The sequence below is a fragment of the Saccharicrinis sp. 156 genome, assembly GCF_050589685.1.
Classification (GTDB): Bacteria; Bacteroidota; Bacteroidia; order Bacteroidales; family Marinilabiliaceae; genus Saccharicrinis.
The window spans coordinates 19,095-38,613 of record NZ_JBNGOS010000051.1 but is presented as its reverse complement, the minus strand read 5'-3'; the positions used below and the strand labels follow the sequence as shown (position 1 = coordinate 38,613).

Below are 19,519 nucleotides of genomic sequence, written 5' to 3'. Positions count from 1 at the left end.
CTGGTGAGTTGAAGTGATGCAACCAAGTGTCTTGTTTTAAAGTAATTTCAATGGGTAATAGAATTTCTAATGCATATTGCGGCTTTAATCCTTAAAATTATAGGCATCTGTGAACAAAAAACCAAATAGAATTACGTAATAATATCTTTGCCCACAAACCAATAAAAAAACATACCATAACCCCACATTAAAAGACTGTGCGAAAGAGGGTTAATAGTTATGAGCCCGTTATGTTATCCGATGTTTATCGTTTCGCAAAAAATGTAGCAACCCGAATTATGCCATCCATCATTTGCAATTAGTTTAGTGTATTTATTCATGGACTTTAGGCAATGATTTTTGTAACTTTATCAATACAATTCAATGCTTTCATGATACGACTAACCATCATATTGCTGCTATTGATATTCTTTAGTCCCATTCAAGTTTTATCGCAGGATAAATTTGAAAAAGCCAGAAGCACTATGGTTAAAGAACAAATGATACTAAGGTCAATTACGGATAAAGCAACGTTACGGGCCATGCAAAATGTGCCCCGGCATTTATTTGTTCCCTCAGTTTATGTCGAAAGAGCATACGACGACGGCCCGTTACCTATCGGTTACGGACAAACCATCTCACAACCCTATATCGTGGCTTATATGACACAGGCCATTCATCCCACTTCTGATTACAAGGTGCTGGAAATAGGAACCGGTTCAGGTTATCAGGCAGCCGTCTTAGCCGAAATAGTAGACAGCGTGTATACTGTTGAGATTATTCCCGAGCTGGGGAGCAGAGCATCGCAAACACTCAAAAACCTGGGATACGATAATATACACATAAAAATTTCCGACGGTTATGATGGCTGGAAAGAACATGCGCCTTACGATGCCATTATTGTTACCGCCGCCGCATCTTACATCCCTCCTCCATTAACCAAGCAGCTTAAGGTGGGCGGCTATATGATTATTCCGGTCGGACATCCTTTTGAAGTACAAAAACTGGTTCTTGTCCGCAAAAAAGAATCAAAAATAAACACACGAACCTTGTTACCTGTGCGCTTTGTTCCTTTTACACGTTCAAAATGAACCAACCGTCTCACAAACTGGAATTTAGCATAGCCTTACTGTCGGCTTCCGTGATTGGTTACCAACTTGCCCTTATGCAAATACTTTCGATTCAGCAATGGCATTACATGGCTTTCATGGTCATATCCATTGCCCTGCTCGGATTTGGAACCTCGGGCACACTTTTGGCTATTTTCAAGGACAAACTTTTACAAGATTTTGATAAATATTATACACTGTTGCTGCTTTTTACTGCTATTTCGATGCTCATATCTCCGTTGTTAACAGGGACCAAATGGTTACTGTTTGACACCTACCTGTTATTTTCGGATTTGAGCCACATCCTTCGTTTATTGGGGACCTGCGTATTATATTTCATTCCGTTTTTATGGGCTGCCACAGCCATAGGAATGTCATTCACGTATGGTTCATATAAAGTCGGTAAGCTATATTTCGCCAACCTTGTTGGTTCCGGACTTGGTGGAATATTTATGGTGTTGGCTATGTGGGTTATCCTTCCCCAACACCTTTCTGTCTTTTGTGCCACCATGCCATTGATTGGTGCCGGTATTTATCGTTATGCCAAAGGCAATATAAAATATTTCTATCCAATATTATCCGCATGTATAATAATGATGGCCGTAAACCTGTTTTTTGCACCTACCGTCAAATCTTCGCAATTCAAGGGTTTTAGCAAAACCATGAACCTTCCTGATGCAAAAGTCACATGGCAACAAAACAGCCCCTTTGGTCTGGTACAACAAGTAGCTTCACCTGCCATTCGATATGCTCCTTCTGTCAGTTTACTGAATACCAACCCCATTCCTTATGCAAATATGGTTTTTGTTAACGGTGATGCGGCGGGATATCTTACCTTGGACAGCACCCGCAATATATTCCCGGTTTTAAATTACAGTCCTCAAACCCTGGCCTACCGACTCAAACCACGACCTAAAAACCTTGTTCTGCAGTCCGGTACCGGGGAACCGGCACATCTTCCCATGTTACACCCATCAAATTCTATCACCTGCATTGAAAGCAATCCTCTTTTGCATAAAATATCAAAGTCCCGCCTTTCAACAAGAGAAACAAAACCCGAACTATATTTTATCAATACCAATACCCGATCCTTTCTAAAACATGATCAGCAACAATACGATGTTATTCTATTTCCAACGGTAGGTTCCTTTTACGGAACAACCGGACTATATGCCCTGGAGGAACAAAATTGGCTGACTGTGGAAGCCTTTTCAGAAGCATGGGAACACTTATCCCCGGATGGAGTATTATCGGTATCGTGCTGGTTAGATTACCCTTATCGCAATTCATATAAGTTGGTAGCTACCCTGGATGATATCCTTGCGGCGAAAGCAAAGGAAACAAGCGATCATTTAATGGCTGTTAAAAACTGGAACCAGCTTTCTTTCCTGGTCAAGCGAACCCCTTTTACCAAATTAGAATATCAAGCAGCGAGGCTTTTCTGTGATTCGTTACTTTTTGACTTCATGAGTTTTGATCAAGAAGTTGACGAAGCTATGGATCCCATACACGAATTAAACGACCCCATGTTTACAGCCTATTTAAAAAAATTAACCAGTCCTCAAAAAACAGCGCTTTACCATTCATATCCTTTTAAAATACGCCCGGCAACAGACAACAAACCCTATTTCTCTCATTTTATTAAACTGGGTTCGCTCTCTGAAATCAGTAAAATCTATAAGCTCAACTCATTGCCTTATTTTGAGTTGGGATATTATATTGCATTAGTAACCTTGTTATTAATTACGCTTTTAGGGATTATTTTTATCATACTCCCACTTATTCATGTGGGTAAAACAAGTTTTAAATCAAGTGTCTTTTTGTACTTCTCTGCCATCGGTTTGGGTTATATGATCACGGAAATGTCTTTGATTCACCAGTTCAATATTTATTTTTCAAACCCAACATACACTATCGCAATCATCATCGGCATTTTGTTGATTTCTTCAGGTTTAGGCAGCTACTTCTCTAAATACAGCTTATTCATGCGCCATTTATGGGCAGCACCACTTATTGTTTCCGGTCTACTCATTATATTGGCCATTCTTAATCCCATTGTTATTAACAGCACCATTTCCTATGTGTTAGTTTATAAAATAGCTATTGTTTTTGTATTCATTGGAAGTATCGGCTTTTTTATGGGAATACCATTTCCTTCGGCTATTCTTAAATTATCCCACTCTAAACAAAACCAAATACCAACAGCATGGGCCATTAACGGTCTTTTATCTGTCATTGCCACACCCTTAGCCGTGATACTCTCCATGGAATTTGGATTCAGCATATTGTTTACGATCGCCTCGGCAAGTTACTTGATGGCCTCCATATTTGTTAATCTTTTATTAAAATCAATAATGTCTTAAAGAATCAAGCAGTTGATAATTTTGACTACTTGCAAACATTTTGCAAATCCCATGGTTATTTAAGCATGCCATTTATTCAGGACAAAAATGACGAGTAACAGAGACCATATCACTACTGACAATAACGACGCTGTTACCAGCAAGATAACCGCGTTTAATCAAATCATTAAAAACCTAACCGAGGTAAACAGCAAGCAAAAAGAACGGCATAAAAAAAGAGGCAAACTACTTGCGCACGAACGCATAAATTTGCTGGTTGATGAACAAACACCCTTTGTTGAATTGTCACCATTGGCTGCGTACGGTCAGTACAACGACAATTTTCCTTCGGCCGGAATAATTACCGGGATTGGCATTATTCAAGGCCGCGAATCCGTCATCATTGCCAATGATGCAACCACAAAAGGAGGAACTTATATTAAGGAAACCATTAAAAAACATCTAAGGGCACAAGAAATTGCCGGACAAAATAATTTGGCCTGTGTCTACCTGGTCGATTCCGGAGGCATCTTTTTACCCGAACAAGCCAATGTATTTCCGGATAAAGAAGATTTTGGAAGGATATTTTATAACCAGGCCCGATTGTCGGCCATGGGTATCCCGCAAATTAGCATCGTAATGGGCTCATGCACGGCAGGCGGCGCCTACATACCTGCCATGAGCGACGAAACCATCATCGTAAAAAATCAAGGCACCATTTTTTTAGGCGGCCCTCCATTAGTAAAAGCTGCTACCGGAGAGGACGTTACGGCCGAAGAACTGGGTGGAGGAAAATTGCACACATCCGAGTCTGGCGTTGCAGATCATTTGGCGGATGACGATCACCATGCTATTGAAATTTGCAGGGATATTTTCAAATCCTTGCCTCATCCCGAAAAAGAAAACTATCAGCGTGAAAAACCGAAACCATCCATATATAACAGGGAAGCTATTTATCATCAAATACCCTCTGGGGGAAGTCGGCAAAAAGATGTAAGGGAACTGATTAAACATCTGACAGACAGCGGTGAATTTAAGGAGTTTAAGTCTGATTACGGTTCGACATTGGTGACCGGACATGCCACCATCAACGGTTTTCGTGTGGGCATACTAGCGAATAATGGCATACTATTTTCAGAATCGGCGCAAAAAGGAGCGCACTTTATTCAGCTGTGCAACAACCGGAATTTACCCATGGTTTTTCTTCAAAACATTACCGGTTTTATGGTGGGCAAAGAATATGAAAAAAGAGGTATTGCCAAGGATGGTGCCAAAATGTTAAATGCATTGGCTAACTCCCGGGTCCCCTTCTTTACCGTTATGATTGGAGGAAGCTATGGTGCGGGCAACTATGCCATGGGAGGTCGGGCCTTTGGTCCGCGCTTGCTTTTCTCGTGGCCCAACGCAAGCATATCGGTAATGGGTCCGCAACAGGCCGCCGATGTTTTGGTAACCGTAAAAAAAGACCAGGCCAAAGCAAACGGTGTAGATATCTCGGAAGAAGAACTCGACGAACTTAAGAAAAAAACACAGCACGGTTTCGAGGATGAAGCCTCGCCATATTACGCCACCAGTAGACTGTGGGATGATGGAATTATTGATCCTGCCGATACCCGGACAATTCTGACAATTGGCTTAACCATTGCACAAAACAAACCCAACAATACCTCTTCATACGGTATTTTCAGAATGTAAACATCTATGGAAACTATTAAATTCTACATCGAAAATGGAATTGCTTTTTTAGGTTTAAACAGGCCCGAAAAGAAAAACGCCATCAACAAAAGAATGATTGAAGAAATTATTCAGACCCTAAACAAAAACAAAGCCAATAGAATTTTCAGGGTGTTGGTAATTTATGGAGAGGGCGATCATTTTTGTTCCGGTGCGGATCTAGAATGGATGAAAGAAGGGATAAAGCAATCAAAAACAGAAAACATTAACGATGCCAAGCTATTCAATACTTTATTCGAAACCATCCATACATTTCCTACCCCTGTCATTTGCGAGGTCAGAAAATCGGCTTTTGGCGGTGCTGTTGGACTCATGGCCTGTTCCGATATCGTGTTGTGCGAACCAGATTCAACTTTTGGTTTTCCCGAGGTGAAGCTGGGGATTATTCCTGCTACAATAGCCCCTTACATCATATCTAAAATGGGGGGCAGCAACGCCCGAAAACGGTTATTAATACCAAATCCTTTTTCCGCAAAGGAAGCACAAGCTGAAGCTCTAGTGCATTTTATTGCCGATGGCAAAACGATAAGAAAAAAAACGTTAAGCATTGCTCAAGCTGTAGCTCAAGGGGCTCCGGATGCCTTGATACAAACCAAAGCACTTATTCTTCGTCTTGAAGAAAGTGAGGATGATGAATCGGCGCTGCTCTTTTGTGCCCGTCTGATTGCCAATGCAAGGATCTCCAAGGAGGGTCAGGAAGGCGTTAAGGCATTTTTTGAAAAACGAAAACCAGCATGGAACAATGAAGAAAACATACCATCAGTTTAATAGAATTCTGATTGCCAACCGGGGCGAAATAGCCGTTAGAATTATAAAAACGGCCAAAGAAATGGACATTGAAACGGTGGCCATTTATACACAGGAGGAAAAAGATGCCCTGCATGTTGAAAAGGCCGACCTGAAAGCTTTGATGAATGGAACAACATTGGAGGAGACGTATTTGAACGCCAATCAAATTATCCATTTGGCCCAGCGGTGCCGGGTGGATGCCATTCATCCCGGTTACGGATTCCTATCGGAAAATGATAACTTCGCCGCACTCTGCGCAAAAAACGACATTGTCTTTATCGGCCCCAAAGCGCATCATATTAAAATGATGGGCAATAAAGACGAGGCCAATAAAATTGCAGCTACTTGCAAAATCCCCTTACTAAAAAAAATCACCGGCAGTGTACCACAAATGTTAAGCGAAGCCAAATCATTGAAACTGCCTGTGATTATTAAAGCCGCCGCAGGAGGTGGTGGCAAAGGCATGCGTGTAGTCTACAAACACAACGATCTGGAAAGCGAAATTGTACGGGCCGGATCCGAAGCGCAAAGGTATTTTGGTAATCCATCGGTTTACGTTGAAGAATATATAGAGCACCCCAGGCACATTGAAGTACAGATACTGGCCGACAACTATGGAAACACGATTCATTTATTCGAACGGGAATGCTCTATTCAACGACGCCACCAAAAAGTGATTGAGGAAACGCCGGCGCCCAATTTGAATATGAAAATTAAAATGAAAATAATTGAGGATGCCCTAAAACTTGCCAAACATATCGGATATACAAATGCAGGTACCGTAGAGTTCTTATTAACTCCGGATCAAAAGCACTATTTCCTGGAGATGAATACCCGTATCCAGGTTGAACATCCGGTAACCGAGGAAATAACCGGAATAGACATTGTCAAAGAACAAATTATGATTGCATCCGGCATGCCGATCACTTACCAGCAAAGTGAAATTAAGCCTTGCGGACATGCCATTGAGGCACGAATTTACGCGGAAGACCCGGGAGATAACTTTACACCTTCCACCGGAAAAATAATCGGCACGCACATTCCTTCGCATCCAAATATCAGAATCGATGGTGGAGCGCAACCCGAAGAGAACCTAAACCCAAACTTTGATCCGCTGTTAAAAAAAGTGATTTCGCATGGTAAGGACCGTATGCAAGCCATCAACCAACTAATAAGCTTTTTGAACAACTATGCTTTATTTGGGGTGGAGTCAAACAGAGAATTTATTATTCAAACATTAAAAGACAAAGATTTTCAGAAAGGAAATTATTCCACTTCGTTTTTCGAGACAAAACAGGATTACCTGTTGACTCAAAAGCCTGTTTTAGGCGCTGAACTGGAAGTCATTGCCGCCTCCTTTATCATTTTAAAAAACAATGCTAAAATCTCATCAGAAAACATCTGGAAAAAACTTGGTTATTGGCGATTATCGCAACAGCACCGTATATTCTTTGATGGGTACAAAGTGGAAATTGATGTTATCGATATCGATTCCGAATCAATCCAAATTCAAATTGATCAGAAAACACCTGTTGAAATTTCTTCCATACAAATTGAACAAAACGAACTTTCATTTATTATTAACGGAAAGCCCTATTTAGTTCATTATTTGCTTGGCGACAATGGTTATTTCTACATCCAGCACAACGGACATAAAAGAATTATCAGCGATAAGCCTGAACGAATAAAACGAAATAACGAGCAAGATCATCTTGAATCCGTAAAAATACTGAAGGCGCCTATGCCGGGAAGAATCATCGATATTATGATAAAAGAAGGGGAGCAAATAAAAAAAGGGAATACCTTAATGGTATTGGAGGCCATGAAAACAGAGAACAACATGATCGCATGGAAGGATACCACCATCACAAAGATTTCAGTAGATAAGGGACAACAGGTAAATTTAAATCAACTATTATTAGAAACAGAATAAAACCAGGTCATTAGACATTAGTCATTGGTAATAGTTGAACTATGGACTAACAATAAGTGACTGATGGCCAAAAACAAATGAATATTGTATGAATCCATATTACAACGGAGAAAAAGAAGAATTAAGAAAAAAAGTAAGAGGTTTTGCGGAAGCTGAAATTAAGCCTCTTGCGCAAGAATTGGATGCCAACGAAACTTTTTCGGTTGATATAACAAAGAAAATGGGGCAACAAGGCTTATTCGGAATCGATATTCCCAAAGCATATGGTGGACAAGGCATGGATACCCTGTCGTATATTATAGCAGTAGAAGAAATAGCCAGGGTAGATGGTTCACAAGCCGCCACTTTAGCGGCACATAACTCATTAGGGGCTTCTCCCATTTATAATTTCGGTACCGAAGAACAAAAGAAATCATTGCTCCCGGACTTATTGAACGGGAATAAACTTTGGGCTTTCGGACTCACTGAAACGACCGCCGGGTCTGATGCCCGCGGTGTGGAGACCTTCGCCACAAAGATAAATGGAGGCTGGCGGATCAATGGTTCAAAAAGATATATCACCAATGGGAGCAACGAACTTATGGGAGGCATTACCGTCCTGGCTAAAACCGGCGAAAATAATGGCAAACCTACTTATTCCACTTTTATTATTAAAAGAGATACGCCGGGATTCTCCGCCAAACGTACACTGGGCAAGATGATGTGGAGAGCATCCGATACTGCCGAAATAAAATTTAACGACTGCCAGGTAAAAGATGGTGACCTGCTGGGCACCAATGACAAAGGATTGTCGCAAATGCTTAAAACATTAGATAGCGGGAGACTTTCAATCGCAGCCATGGGATTAGGGCTGGCTCAGGGAGCTTTTGAAATGGCTTTGGCCTATGCCAAAAAGAGAGAACAATTCGGCAAAAATATTTCCGGCTTTCAGGCGGTACAGTTTAAATTGGCCGATATGGACCTGAAAATCGAACTGGCCAGAAACCTCTTGTATAAAGCTTGCTGGCTAAAAGACCATCAACAACCTTTTGGTAAGGAAGCCGCCATGGCTAAATTATATTGCAGCGAGGTAGCCGCAGAAGTATCTGACGAAGGGGTGCAGATTTTTGCTGGCGCTGGCTTATTTAAAAACCAGGATATCGAGCGTTTTTATCGCGACCACCGCATATTGCGTATCGGTGAAGGAACCACGGAAATACTCAAATTGGTTATTTCCAGAAGCCTGGGTGTGTAGCATCTATTTTTTTGACGTATATTAGATGCTTTCTCATTAAACTTTCCTTTTTTTACCCTATGGAAGACAGAAAAAAAGAACATCTTCATTTGGCTTTTGAAGCTTCGATAAGCCGAGCTCAGGCTGACCCGCGGTTTATGTATGAACCTATGTTATCGGCACATCCCAATGGCAAAGTTAAACCCTTTCCTTTTTTGGGGAAAAAAATGAACCACCCGTTCTGGATTTCCTCCATGACCGGGGGAACACAACGCGCCGGAGCCATTAATGTAAAGCTGGCAAAAGCAGCTGGTGAATTTGGACTGGGGATGGGACTGGGCTCGTGCCGGGTTCTGTTTGAGTCGGACGATTATTGGGACGATTTTAAATTACGAAGCCTTATTGGAGATGATTATCCGTTTTACGCAAACCTTGGCATCGCCCAGCTGGAGAAGTTACTGGAAAACAAGGAAAGTGAGAAAATCGACTACCTGAACCAACAACTTAAAACAGACGGCACCATTATCCATATCAATCCCTTGCAAGAAGCATTTCAACCTGAAGGGGATAAGTTGAAAAGGCCGCCCATAGAATGTATCCAGGAGCTGCTGGAACAAACTAAATCACCCATAATTGTGAAAGAAGTTGGGCAAGGAATGGGGATGGAAAGCATTAGGGCATTGTTGAAAATGAATATAGCTGCGCTTGAATTTGGAGCCTTGGGTGGAACAAACTTTACCAAGCTGGAGCAAATGCGAAGAATTGATATTTCTTCTATTTTTGAAAGTTTTACTACCGTTGGCCATACCGCTGAAGAAATGACCATGATGGTAAACCAAATTGTTGAAGAAGGAAATATCAAATGTAAACAAATCATTATCTCAGGAGGCATCAAGTCGCTTTTGGACGGATATTACCTGACAAAAATTTGCAAACTCCCGGCAGTTATTGGTATGGGATCGGCTTTTTTGAATTATGCGCTTAAAGATTATGAAGAACTTCAGGTTTTTATTCGAAACATGGTTGATGCCTGGCAACTGGCCGAAGCGTTTTTAAAGGTAAAATAGACAGTAGCTTTTAGTCGATAGCCTTTCGCAATAGACTAAATATGTAGGTTATACAAAACACTTTTAATTTAACATTATAATTACCAAGGCAACATTGAGCAAAAAGCTAATTGCCTGCAGCTAAATGCCCACAAGTATGATCCAAGGTTTTTCAAAACTCTCACAAGAAGAAAAAATAGATGTTCTATTAAAAAAATTCAACCTTCCGTCATCTATAAAGGAAGTTTTGAATTCTCACCTGCACAAAGAATTACAGGAAGTTTACAACCAGTTCTCCGAGAATACCATCAGTAATTTTTACTTGCCTTATGGCATTGCTCCAAATTTTATCATAAACGAAAAAGAATATGCCATACCCATGGCCATTGAAGAAAGTTCAGTTGTAGCGGCGGCCTCAAAAGCAGCCAAATTCTGGAGTAAGCATGGTGGGTTCAGAACCCATGTGATTTCAACTACCAAAGTAGGACAACTCTTTTTCACTACAGACTGGAAATTAAATGCGTTACAAGAATGCCTGCCCGCCCTTGAAATTGCGCTAAAGGAGAGCGTTTATGACCTTACGCAAAATATGAGCCGCAGAGGTGGTGGCATTGTCGGCATGGTTGTAAATCAGGAAACAGATGTCGATGAACGGTGTTTCAGTTTGCAAATCAGTTTTGAAACAGCGGATTCCATGGGCGCAAATTTCATTAATTCATGCCTTGAGAGAATGGGCGCTCAGCTTTGCACTATTCTGAAGGCAAAAGATAAAAATAAACAGGTAGAAATTACCATGGCCATCCTATCAAATTACACACCCGATTGTATTGTGGAGTGTACCCTTTCCTGCCCTATCGATTCTCTGAAAGCATATAGTGGCGACTATTCGCCTCAAGAATTCGCGCACCGTTTTCAACAAGCGGTTTTATTGGCCCAACACAACATCTCGCGTGCCGTAACACATAACAAGGGCATCATGAACGGCGTGGATGCTGTTGTACTGGCCACCGGTAACGATTACAGAGCCATTGAGGCAGGTGCTCATGCTTACGCAGCAAAATCGGGCAAGTATTCATCGCTCACCCAAATTAAAATTGAAGACGAAGTATTCACCTACACACTAACCCTTCCCATGGCATTGGGAACCGTAGGAGGTCTTACCAAAGTTCACCCACTGGCTAAACTGTCGTTAGCCTTATTAGCTAACCCCTCGGCACCGGAATTGATGCAAATAATCGCTGCCGCAGGTATGGCAAATAATTTTTCTGCCCTAGCGGCATTGGTGACTTCAGGAATTCAAAAAGGTCATATGAAAATGCATTTGTCAAATATTTTGTTTACTTTTAATGCTTCCGATGATGAGAAAGAAAAAGCCGAGAACTATTTCATTAGTCGCACGGTCAGTCATTCGGCGGTAAAACAGTTTCTCGAATCCGAGAGGCAGGAAAACCAAAAAAAATAATTATTAATGAAAAGAGAACACAGAAACTCTTTCTTTTCAGGAAATAGCTGATAAGTATGGGTACAGCAAATAAACCAAGACCTATTTTTTCATCCAGAGGTAACGGCAAGCTGATGTTATCAGGAGAATATCTGGTTCTGAAGGGTGCAAAAGTATTATCGGTACCTTTAAAAATAGGACAAAGTTTAAATATCTATAACTCGAATGAAAATGCGTTTACCTGGGAAGCTACTCATGCCAAAGGGAAATGGAACTCCGTTAAGTTTAACGACAAACTAACCATAACAAGTTCTACCGATGATATATTTGCCAAACAACTGCAAAAAATCCTTAGAAACGCCATCAAACTGAGTCCTCTTAACTTAAAAGATTTATTAGGAAAAAAGGCTTTAACCCACTTGGAGTTTTTGCCGGAATGGGGATTGGGAAGCAGCTCTACCTTGTTGCATAACCTGTCTGATTTTTTTAGGATTGATGCCTACAAATTGCTCAAAACAACTTTTAAAGGATCGGGTTATGACTTGGCCAATGCAGCTCACCAAATGCCAATTTTCTTTTTATTGGTGAATGAAAAACCCAAAAGTGTTGAAATCAACTTTAACCCTGTTTTTAAAAATAACATATACTTTATTTATACTGGAAAGAAACAAAGCTCGAAAGCCTCCATCAAAGGTTTTTACAAAAAAAACATATCCCCGGACGACATAAGTCAAATAAGCGCGATATCCACTTACATGGCTGTTTGTACCAATTTATCTGATTTTCAGGAACTCATGGATGAACACGAAGAGATAATTGGAAGAATAATAGACAAAACCCCGGTTAAGCAAGAACATTTTAGCGATTTTGATGGTTCTATCAAATCATTGGGAGCTTGGGGAGGCGATTTTGTTATGGTGGCAAGTAATCAATCTGAAGAATATGTTTTAGATTACTTTCACGGTAAAAAGTTAAAAGTCATGTTTCGATACAGAGACTTGGTTTTAAATGATCCATGTATGGAATGCCAGACTAAATGCTATTAAGCTCTCGTATATAAATCCATTATGACAATACCTGAGCCACATCACTCAAATGTAGAGGGAAGCGTTCATTTCACAAGCCCTTCTAACATTGCCATAGTTAAATATTGGGGGAAAAGGGATATTCAAATCCCAATAAATCCGTCCGTTAGTTTTAGCTTAAAGCACTCCATCACAGATACCTCGATCCACTACCGCTTTATTCCCGATCAAAACAATATCTCCTTTAATTTTATGTTTGAAGGAAGTAAAAACATGACTTTTGAAAAAAAATTAGTAGTATTCTTCGATCGTATAAGTGAGACGTTTCCCTGGTTGTTGACATGCCACCTTACCATAGAAAGCAGAAACACTTTCCCCCACTCATCGGGAATAGCTTCTTCCGCCAGTAGCTATGCAGCCCTGGCATTATGTTTAAGCAAGATTCACTTTCAAATAACCGGCGAAACGATTTCAACAGAACACATATCCAATGTTGCACGTCTGGGTTCGGGCAGTGCATGCCGATCGGTATTTGGCGGCTGGAATTCCTGGGGCGAATCGAAGATAAGCAACAGCAGCAATATGTACGCAGTTCACCTGCATGGAGATATACATCCTTCCTTTAAAAACATTCAGGATACCATCCTAATCGTAAGTAAGGATAAAAAAACGGTTAGCAGCTCTGTTGGTCACGAACTAATGGATGTCCACCCTTATAAAAATGGAAGAATACAGCAGGCCTGCAACAACACCAATAATCTGCTCCAAATTCTTAAATCCGGCGATTGGGATGCGTTTGCCGCCTTAGCCGAGTCAGAGGCCTTGAGCCTTCATGCTTTGATGATGAGTTCAGCTCCGGGATACACCTTGCTTTTACCTAACTCCCTTTCTATTGTTCAACATATCCGATTATTTCGTGAACAAAATAACATCCCGGTCTGTTTCACCATCGATGCCGGCCCAAACATTCATGTTTTGTATCCGGCTGCGAACAAAAAACAGGTTCAGGAGTTTATTCTCCGTAATTTGATGCAATATTGTGTTCAACAAAATTTAATACACGATGAGTTGGGCGATGGACCAGCAGAAATAACTTAATCAATGTCTATAAACAACAAAAACAGCATTTTTTATTCTAAGGTTCTTCTTTTTGGAGAATACTCCATTCTGTTCGACTCCAACGGATTAACCATACCATATGCACATTTTAACGGAACGCTTAATTTCATTAATTCAACTAGCTATACCGATTTGGATTTCGCAAAAAAATCGAACCAACAGCTAATAAAATACTCAGCATACCTGCAACAATATGCCTCAGATCTGGTAGATGTGGATAAAATACATGCTGATATTGAAAAAGGATTATATTTTGAATCCTCAATCCCAGAAGGTTATGGTTTGGGCAGTAGCGGTGCTTTGGTAGCTGCATTCTATAAAAAGTATGGTAAAAACCCGATTGAAGCCAAAGCGGGCCTCTCAAATAATGAAACACAGGAACTTAAAAAAATATTTGCCAGACTGGAATCTTATTTCCACGGTAAAAGTTCCGGTATCGACCCGTTAATTTGCTATCTCAAATACCCTCTTTTTATTAAAGATCAAAAGAATATTTCTTCGATAGGTATATCCCGCGAAAATATAAAATCGGATGATGCCGTTTTTATTGTCAATACCAAACAAACCGGCAAAACAGGTCCTCTGGTAGATTTATTCATGACCAAATGCTTAAATCCCAAATATATAGATAGGATTAAAAAAGATTTAATACCAACCACCAACAAATGTATACATTCTTTATTATCAGGTGATTTAAACAGTTTCTACACACATTTGAAACAGCTCTCAAAATTCCAGTTTCAATACCTGAAAGAAATGATTCCCGACGAATTCTTAAAACACTGGGAAGAAGGAATCAATAAAAACCACTACTTGTTAAAACTCTGTGGCTCCGGAGGCGGAGGATATCTGCTGGGCTTTACCAGGAATTTTAGCAAAGTAAAAAAAGAGCTGGCGGAACAAGGGCTGGAAGTAATACCCGTTTATCAGGAGTTTTAGCTTGAAAAATGAGTGGTATTGTGCCAATGAAGATGACATATATGCTTGTACCTTAATCAGGCAGTTCTAACAAAATACGAATAATGTTGATTGTTAGAATTTTACACACACACTAAACCATACCCTTTTAATAGTTGTTTTGCATTGGTAACCAAAAAGTAAAATCACCTAAAACAGTTATTATGAAAACAACTTTTACTCTCCTTTTAATTTTTGCACTCACTCTTTCCTTATCCGCAAAAAAGCATCCGTTTAAATCAAACCTTACACAGATAAAAAACACAGAAAACCCAACCCTTAAAGCGGGACATTTAGAATTTCAACCGAGCTCTATTGTAAATGAAACCTGGGAAGATGGTAGCTGGGGTTCACCCCGAACTGTCAGCTACCAATACGATTCCCGAGGAAATGTTACCAAAATCACAACACCGGAAACCCAAACCACGCATGCTTATGACACCGATGACAATATTATAGAAACTATTCTTGAACTATACGACAGTGGATCTGGTAGTTATATAAACAGCACAAAAACAGATTTCCAGTTTAACGATAGAGACTTTAATTACGAAACTACCTATTCAACCTGGGTTGGAAACGACTGGATAGTGACGGGAGGCAACAGAACTGTCAGAGAATATGACACAATGGGTAACATTGCCAGTGAGCTTTATTACTATTATCAGACCTCTGTAGGTTGGTTAGAGAATGGCGGTGAAAAATGGGACAGGACATACAACGGTGACCTGTTGACCATTGAGATATATTATAACCGTACTGCTGGTGCGTGGATTGAAGAAACAAAAAATGAGTATTTTTATGATGCACAAAATCGACCAAACCTGGCATATGAATATGAGCATGATGGTAATGATTTTGTATTTGTAGGTAGGTACATTGATGTTGTTTGGTTCTATTGGGACAATATTTTGGGCGTCGACGGCAGTTACCCTACCAGTTATACTTATCAAACGTACAATGGAAGCGGAGACGTAAATGACGACGACAACTACACCAATGCAGAAAAACAAGAGGGTTCATATCCGGACGGACATGGTAACGGTTTACCTCCTACCATTATTGATACCTACTTGATTTGGGAAAACAACAGTTGGGTAAATACCGAAAGGGAAACGAGTATTGTAAACGAGGGGTTTAACAGCTATAAGGAAGAGGAATGGGATGGGTCGCAATGGAATGAAACTTCTTATTTCGAAACCGAAATAACACCTACCTCCGTTGTTACCTTATCACGGTTATATGTTCTCGGAACACTAGCCTCGGTTGACAGAACAACTACTACTTTGAATTCCTTTAGTCATATCACAGAAACCAAAATTGAAAATCAACAGGGAAACAACTGGATACAAACTTCAGGCAACCAATTGGACATTACCTATGAAGGTGCAACTGCCAAAATGCAGGTACGTATCACTAAAAATTGGACAGGTTCGATGTATGAAAATATGTTGAAAGAAACATTTAATTATATTCCAACAAGTATTGCTATAAATAATTCAGGAGCCGCTTCGGTGTACCCAACAGCATTTAGTGCTGCAATCAATATTGAAACGGAAGAAAATGGATTTGCAACATTTTATAATCTAACCGGTTCTGTTGCTTTGCAAAAAGCAATCTACGCTGGTGAAAATTCCATATCAACTGCTGAGTTATCGACCGGTTATTATATATTAAAAGTGAACGGCGAGGTGTTTAAGGTAGTGAAGAAATAATTTTACGCAAAGAATTGGAGTGCAGTGCTTTTATCAATCCCCCTGATTAATTAATTCTAGAATAAGTACTCATGGTTAAACTACTTTACTTCAACAATTGAAAAAGGAAGCAACGGTTAAATAACCAAAGCTCCAAAACTTGAAAAGTCATGCCATGGTTGTTTAACCATGCGTTCCCCGACAATAATTTGGGCTTTGGTTAAACCCCCACGGCTCCCATTATTAAAAAGGGAGGCTTTGGTTAAACCTCCACGCCTTCCCTAAGCGAAAAGGAGGCTTTGGAGGTATCTACAAACGTTCCCTGAAGAAAAAGAAGCTGGTGAAGGTAACTTCATACTGTATATTTCACCTTTTCCAAAGTTTTAAACCTTGGAAAAGATTAGCGACCAACAAAAAACGCCGCAAAATGCGGCGTTTTATCTATTATCCCAGCCTGTCGACTGACAGGTATTATCTCAATGCCTATTGTCTGCTCAAGACTTTTTCAAGCTGGCAATGCTTTCCTCCAAAGCTTTTATCTTGGCTTCTGCATCGGCTTGTTTTTGTTTTTCGATGGCCACTACTTTTTCGGGTGCATTATTTACAAAACGATCATTGCCTAATTTTTTAGTAACAGAAACTAAAAAGCCTTTATTGTATTTTAAGTCAGCCTCTAAACGTGCTATCTCTGCTTCCACATCGATCAAGTCGCCCATCGGAATAAAATACTCGTTGGCTTTAACCATAAAGGATAAAGCTCCGTTTACTTTTTCACTTACAAAAGTCAATTCCTCAGCGTTTGCCAGCTTAGATAAAACGGCATCAAAAGTTCTATCGTAGTTCCCTGTATTATCCAAAATACTCAAAGCGATGGAATCTTTGTTCGGAATATTTTTTTGCTTACGGATATTTCTTACACCACCAACGGCTTCTTGCGTTAACTCAAAACTTGCCAGTAGTTTTTTATCTATTTCTCCGGCCACCGGCATATTCGATACCATAACACTTTCACCTTCTTTTCTTTCTTCCAACAATTGCCATATTTCTTCTGATATAAACGGCATAAAAGGGTGAAGCAACCTTAATATCTTATCAAAATACTCGATCGTCGCCTTGTAGGTTGCACCATCAATCGGTTGCTGATAGCCTGGCTTAACAATCTCCAGATACCACGATGAGAAATCGTCCCGGAACAAAGTATAAACTGCCATCAATGCATCCGAAATACGGAACTTACTAAAGTGGTCATCAACCAAAGTTATCGTTTGGTTTAATTTGTGGGCAAACCATTCAATTCCTTTGGCAGCACTTTCCGGTTGAGGCAGTAATTCATTAACCTCCCATCCTTTGACCAAACGGAAAGCATTCCATATTTTATTGGAGAAATTACGTCCTTGCTCCGTTAGGCTCTCGTCAAATAGCAAGTCGCCACCGGCAGGAGAGCAAAGCAACATACCTACACGAACACCGTCGGCACCAAACTTGGCAATCAAATCCAACGGATCGGGCGAGTTGCCCAGCTGTTTACTCATCTTACGACCTTGCTTGTCGCGAACCATCCCCGTGAAATACACGTTTTTAAACGGAAAGGTTCCTTTAAACTCGTAACCGGCCATAATCATACGTGCCACCCAGAAAAAGATAATATCATGACCTGTAACCAAATCGCTGGTTGGGTAATAATAATCAATCTCCTTCTTTTCCGGGTTAAATCCGTCAAATACAGAAATTGGCCATAACCATGACGAAGCCCAGGTATCCAACACGTCTTCTTCTTGCTTCAAATCGGAAATTGTTAATAATTTATTTCCAGATTTTTCTTGTGCCAACCGAACCGCGTCTTCAGCGCTTTTGGCAACAACAAAATCACCGTTATCCATATAGTAAACCGGAATTCTATGTCCCCAATACAACTGACGGGAAATACACCAATCTTTCACGTTTTCCATCCAATGACGGTAAACATTCTTGAACTTGGCTGGGTGAAACTGAACCTCATCGGTCATCACAGCATCCAGTGCAACTTTGGCCATATGGTTCATTTTCAAGAACCACTGCGTAGAAAGTTTAGGCTCAATCACAGCTCCGGTTCTTTCGGAACAACCCACTTTGTTATCGTAATCTTCTACTTTTAATAAATTGCCTGCTGTTTGCAGTTCAGGTATGATTTCATCACGTACCACAAAGCGATCCTTACCCACAAACATTTGAGCAGCCTCGCTCAAGGTACCATCATCGTTTAAAATATCAACGCTTTCCAGGTTATGACGCATCCCGATTTCGTAGTCATTTAAATCGTGAGCCGGCGTAATTTTTAAACAACCGGTACCGAATTCCATATCTACATAGTCGTCCTCAATAATTGGAATAGAACGGTTGATCAATGGCACCAAAACTCTTTTACCTTTCAAATGCTTAAAACGTTCGTCATTGGGATTGATACAAACCGCAGTATCACCCAATATGGTTTCCGGTCGCGTAGTGGCAATAGTTACATGCCCGTCCTCGCCATCAATTTTATAAAGCAGATAGTATAATTTCGAGTGAACCTCTTTGTAAACCACTTCTTCGTCAGAAACGGCAGTCAAAGCATCAGGATCCCAGTTTACCATGCGAACCCCACGGTAAACCAATCCTTTCTCGTAAAGCTTCACAAACGTGTCGATAACTGCTTCGGTGCGGGTTTCATCCAATGTAAAGCAAGTCCTGTCCCAATCGCACGATGCGCCCAGTTTTTTCAGCTGTTCAAGGATGATGCCTCCATGTTTGTCGGTCCAGTCCCACGCATGTTTTAAAAACTCATCACGTGTAAGGTCCGACTTATCGACACCTTCGCTTTTAAGTTTGTTCACCACTTTTGCCTCCGTAGCAATTGAAGCATGGTCGGTACCGGGAACCCAGCAAGCATTTTTGCCCATCATACGGGCACGACGCACCAAAATATCCTGAATGGTATTGTTGAGCATATGTCCCATATGCAACATTCCTGTAACGTTAGGCGGTGGTATGACGACAGTATATGGCTCTCTTTCATCCGGCTCGGAATGAAAATATTTTTGATCCATCCAATACTTATACCACTTGTCCTCCGTGTCGGCAGGATTGTACGTACTTGCTAATTCCATGTTTGTTTTATTA

Annotated in this window: 13 protein-coding genes; 12 read left to right on the top strand and 1 reads right to left on the bottom strand. The window is 40.5% G+C overall.

Annotated elements, in window-relative coordinates:
* Positions 1 to 371 precede the first annotated feature (371 nt).
* From ACRD64_RS22625 to ACRD64_RS22570, 12 genes are all read left to right on the top strand, one after another.
* The gene (locus ACRD64_RS22625; protein WP_430936394.1) at positions 372 to 1,070 is read left to right on the top strand and encodes a protein-L-isoaspartate(D-aspartate) O-methyltransferase; all 699 of its coding nucleotides are present in this window, start codon (positions 372 to 374) and stop codon (positions 1,068 to 1,070) included.
* Positions 1,067 to 3,451, top strand: a complete 2,385-nt coding sequence (locus ACRD64_RS22620) for a hypothetical protein (RefSeq protein ID WP_430936392.1) — start codon at positions 1,067 to 1,069, stop codon at positions 3,449 to 3,451. The genes ACRD64_RS22625 and ACRD64_RS22620 overlap by 4 nt, the downstream gene beginning before the upstream one ends.
* Before the next feature lie 87 nt (positions 3,452 to 3,538).
* Positions 3,539 to 5,125, top strand: a complete 1,587-nt coding sequence (locus tag ACRD64_RS22615) for a carboxyl transferase domain-containing protein (protein ID WP_430936390.1) — start codon at positions 3,539 to 3,541, stop codon at positions 5,123 to 5,125.
* A 6-nt stretch (positions 5,126 to 5,131) separates the two neighbouring features.
* The gene (locus ACRD64_RS22610; protein WP_430936388.1) at positions 5,132 to 5,932 is read left to right on the top strand and encodes an enoyl-CoA hydratase-related protein; all 801 of its coding nucleotides are present in this window, start codon (positions 5,132 to 5,134) and stop codon (positions 5,930 to 5,932) included.
* On the top strand, positions 5,907 to 7,886 hold the full coding sequence (locus tag ACRD64_RS22605) for an acetyl/propionyl/methylcrotonyl-CoA carboxylase subunit alpha (RefSeq protein WP_430936386.1): 1,980 nt from the start codon (positions 5,907 to 5,909) through the stop codon (positions 7,884 to 7,886). Before ACRD64_RS22610 ends, ACRD64_RS22605 begins: the two co-directional genes overlap by 26 nt.
* A gap of 88 nt (positions 7,887 to 7,974) precedes the next feature.
* On the top strand, positions 7,975 to 9,120 hold the full coding sequence (locus ACRD64_RS22600) for an acyl-CoA dehydrogenase family protein (protein WP_430936384.1): 1,146 nt from the start codon (positions 7,975 to 7,977) through the stop codon (positions 9,118 to 9,120).
* A 59-nt stretch (positions 9,121 to 9,179) separates the two neighbouring features.
* Entirely contained in the window at positions 9,180 to 10,166 is a 987-nt protein-coding gene (locus ACRD64_RS22595; protein ID WP_430936382.1) for an isopentenyl-diphosphate delta-isomerase, read from the top strand.
* A gap of 136 nt (positions 10,167 to 10,302) precedes the next feature.
* Positions 10,303 to 11,607: a hydroxymethylglutaryl-CoA reductase, degradative gene (locus ACRD64_RS22590; RefSeq protein WP_430936380.1), complete on the top strand. Its 1,305-nt coding sequence runs from the start codon at positions 10,303 to 10,305 to the stop codon at positions 11,605 to 11,607.
* Positions 11,608 to 11,663: 56 nt separating this feature from the next.
* Positions 11,664 to 12,632: a GYDIA family GHMP kinase gene (locus ACRD64_RS22585; RefSeq protein WP_430936378.1), complete on the top strand. Its 969-nt coding sequence runs from the start codon at positions 11,664 to 11,666 to the stop codon at positions 12,630 to 12,632.
* 21 nt (positions 12,633 to 12,653) lie between these two features.
* Entirely contained in the window at positions 12,654 to 13,709 is a 1,056-nt protein-coding gene (gene mvaD, locus ACRD64_RS22580; RefSeq protein ID WP_430936376.1) for a diphosphomevalonate decarboxylase, read from the top strand.
* 3 nt (positions 13,710 to 13,712) lie between these two features.
* Entirely contained in the window at positions 13,713 to 14,669 is a 957-nt protein-coding gene (locus ACRD64_RS22575; RefSeq protein ID WP_430936374.1) for a mevalonate kinase family protein, read from the top strand.
* Positions 14,670 to 14,851: 182 nt separating this feature from the next.
* The gene (locus tag ACRD64_RS22570; RefSeq protein WP_430936372.1) at positions 14,852 to 16,402 is read left to right on the top strand and encodes a T9SS type A sorting domain-containing protein; all 1,551 of its coding nucleotides are present in this window, start codon (positions 14,852 to 14,854) and stop codon (positions 16,400 to 16,402) included.
* 473 nt (positions 16,403 to 16,875) lie between these two features.
* On the opposite strand, the gene ACRD64_RS22565 is transcribed toward ACRD64_RS22570, so the two are convergent.
* Complete coding sequence (locus ACRD64_RS22565; protein ID WP_430936370.1) at positions 16,876 to 19,506, bottom strand: valine--tRNA ligase; 2,631 nt, start codon at positions 19,504 to 19,506, stop codon at positions 16,876 to 16,878.
* Between the last annotated feature and the right edge of the window lie 13 nt (positions 19,507 to 19,519).